This is a genomic window from Streptomyces sp. NPDC059534 (genome assembly GCF_042743475.1).
Classification (GTDB): domain Bacteria; phylum Actinomycetota; class Actinomycetes; order Streptomycetales; family Streptomycetaceae; genus Streptomyces.
Map to the genome: position 1 here is coordinate 1 of NZ_JBHWAQ010000146.1, position 1,360 is coordinate 1,360.

General features: G+C 69.4%; 1 protein-coding gene. It reads right to left on the bottom strand.

From position 1 onward, the window contains the following. Positions 1 to 26 precede the first annotated feature (26 nt). A protein-coding gene (locus ACFVZH_RS40400) for an IS3 family transposase (RefSeq protein WP_384905641.1) occupies positions 27 to 1,318 on the bottom strand; the annotation gives its coding sequence in 2 pieces (ribosomal slippage) (positions 27 to 1,033 and positions 1,033 to 1,318; 1,293 coding nt in all). Positions 1,319 to 1,360 lie beyond the last annotated feature (42 nt).

Here is a 1,360-nt window from a genome sequence, read left to right on the forward strand (position 1 = left end):
TGAACCGCCCCGGCGTGTCCGGGGACTCAGTTTGTTGGATGAGCGACCCGGACGGGGGCGCGGTGGTGATCGTAGTGGGTTTGTTCGGCCTCGGCCGGGGTGAGGTCGTCGCAGGCGGTGTGCAGACGCCGGTGGTTGTACCAGTCGACCCAGGTCAGGGTGGCGATCTCGACGTCGGTCAGGGACTGCCACGGCCCGTTCGGCTTGATGACCTCGGTCTTGAACAGGCCGATCGTGCTCTCGGCGAGGGCGTTGTCCAGCGCGTCACCGACCGTGCCGACGGACGGGGCGATGGCCGCGGCGGCCAGGTGCTCGGTATACCGAATGGCCAGGTATTGCGATCCGGCATCGCTGTGGTGGATCAGACCGGTGAGGTCGGTGGCGCCGGTGCGGAAGCGGGCGGCGACGGCCATCTCCAGGGCGTCCAGGACCAGGGCGGTGCGCATGTGGCCGGCGGCGGACCAGCCGATGATCCGGCGGGCGTACACGTCGATGACGAACGCGACGTAGGCGGTGCCGGACAAGGTGGCCACGTACGTGAAGTCGGTGACCCACAGCCGGTTCGGCGCGGGCCGGTCGAACCGGCGTTTCACCAGGTCGGTGGGGCGGGCGGCGGTCGGATCGGGCACGGTGGTGCGGTACCTCTTGCCGCGGACGGCACCGGTCAGGCCCAGCTCGCGCATCAGCCGCTCGACGGTGCAGCGGGCCACCGGTATGCCCTCCCGGTTGAGCTGCAGCCACACCTTCCGCGCTCCGTAGACCCGGAAGTTCCTGTCGAACACGCGGGTGATCTCCCGTTTCGGCATCTCGTCCCGCGAGGACGCTCCCTCGGAGCCGGAGCCGGAGGGTCGCTGCTTTCGTGCTGTGGCGTCGTAGTAGGTGGACGCCGCGATGGGCGCCCCGTGCTCACTCAGCACGCGGCAGATCGGCTCGACTCCCCACCGCACCCCCGTCTCGCCGGCGGTGTCCTTATGAGCGCTGATGAAGTTCACGAGGACCTGCGTGGCCGGTCGAGCTCGGCCGCGAAGAAAATCGAGGCTGCCCGCAGGATTTCGTTGGCCCGCTTCAGCTCCCGCACCTCGGCCCGCAGCCGGCGCATCTCCGCCGACTCCGCGGTGCTGGTCCCCGGCCTGGCGCCGGCGTCGGTCTCGGCCTGGCGGACCCATTTGCGCAGCGTCTCCGCGCTGCCGATGCCGAGCTTGCCGGCGACCGAGCAGATCGCCGCCCACTCGGTCGGATGCTCGGGCCTCACCTCGGCCACCAGCCGCACCGCACGCTCGCGTAACTCGGCCGGATAGTTCCTCAAAGGACGTGACATGGACTCCATCTCCTCACGAAATGAAGTCTCCGAACACACCGG